Source organism: Paenibacillus sp. PAMC 26794, from assembly GCF_000316035.1.
Classification (GTDB): Bacteria; Bacillota; Bacilli; order Paenibacillales; family Paenibacillaceae; genus Paenibacillus.
In genome coordinates this window covers 1-650 of record NZ_ANHX01000069.1, presented here as the reverse complement: position 1 = coordinate 650, position 650 = coordinate 1, and the positions used below count along the sequence as shown (strand labels likewise).

The following is a 650-nucleotide window of genomic DNA, read 5'->3' as shown; positions in this document are numbered from 1 at the left end:
GATCTGGAACCGTGGTGTAGTTGGCCTAACATGCCTGCCTGTCACGCAGGAGATCGCGGGTTCGAATCCCGTCGGTTCCGCCATTTTTTATTCTAGTAAGGCTCGGTAGCTCAGTCGGTAGAGCAGAGGACTGAAAATCCTCGTGTCGGCGGTTCGATTCCGTCCCGAGCCACCATGTAATACGCCGGTGTAGCTCAACTGGTAGAGCAACTGACTTGTAATCAGTAGGTTGGGGGTTCAAGTCCTCTCGCCGGCACCATGTAATCCTGGAGGATTAGCGAAGCGGCCAAACGCATCAGACTGTAAATCTGCTCCCGTACGGGTTCGGTGGTTCGAATCCATCATCCTCCACCAGTTTTCTATGAGTCATTAGCTCAGTTGGTAGAGCACCTGACTTTTAATCAGGGTGTCGAAGGTTCGAGCCCTTCATGACTCACCATTATATGCGCGTGTGGCGGAATTGGCAGACGCACTAGACTTAGGATCTAGCGTCTTTGACGTGGGGGTTCAAGTCCCTCCACGCGCATCCCTTATTTGCGGAAGTGGCTCAGCGGTAGAGCATCGCCTTGCCAAGGCGAGGGTCGCGGGTTCGATTCCCGTCTTCCGCTCCAATATTTGCGCCCTTAGCTCAGCTGGATAGAGCGTTTGAC

At 53.8% G+C, this 650-nt stretch carries 7 tRNA genes; all 7 read left to right on the top strand.

The features are described from left to right. The first annotated feature begins 5 nt into the window (after positions 1-5). The 7 genes from D829_RS0122345 to D829_RS0122315 all read left to right on the top strand — a co-directional run bounded on the left by D829_RS0122345 (position 6) and on the right by D829_RS0122315 (position 611). Positions 6-83 (top strand) — tRNA-Asp (locus tag D829_RS0122345). Between the two features lie 16 nt (positions 84-99). Next, positions 100-175 (top strand) — tRNA-Phe (locus tag D829_RS0122340). Between the two features lie 8 nt (positions 176-183). Beyond that, positions 184-259, top strand: a tRNA-Thr gene (locus D829_RS0122335). A 9-nt stretch (positions 260-268) separates the two neighbouring features. Continuing rightward, positions 269-354, top strand: a tRNA-Tyr gene (locus D829_RS0122330). A 9-nt stretch (positions 355-363) separates the two neighbouring features. Continuing rightward, positions 364-439, top strand: a tRNA-Lys gene (locus D829_RS0122325). A gap of 6 nt (positions 440-445) precedes the next feature. Beyond that, positions 446-526 (top strand) — tRNA-Leu (locus tag D829_RS0122320). A 10-nt stretch (positions 527-536) separates the two neighbouring features. After that, positions 537-611 (top strand) — tRNA-Gly (locus D829_RS0122315). Positions 612-650: the final 39 nt, after the last annotated feature.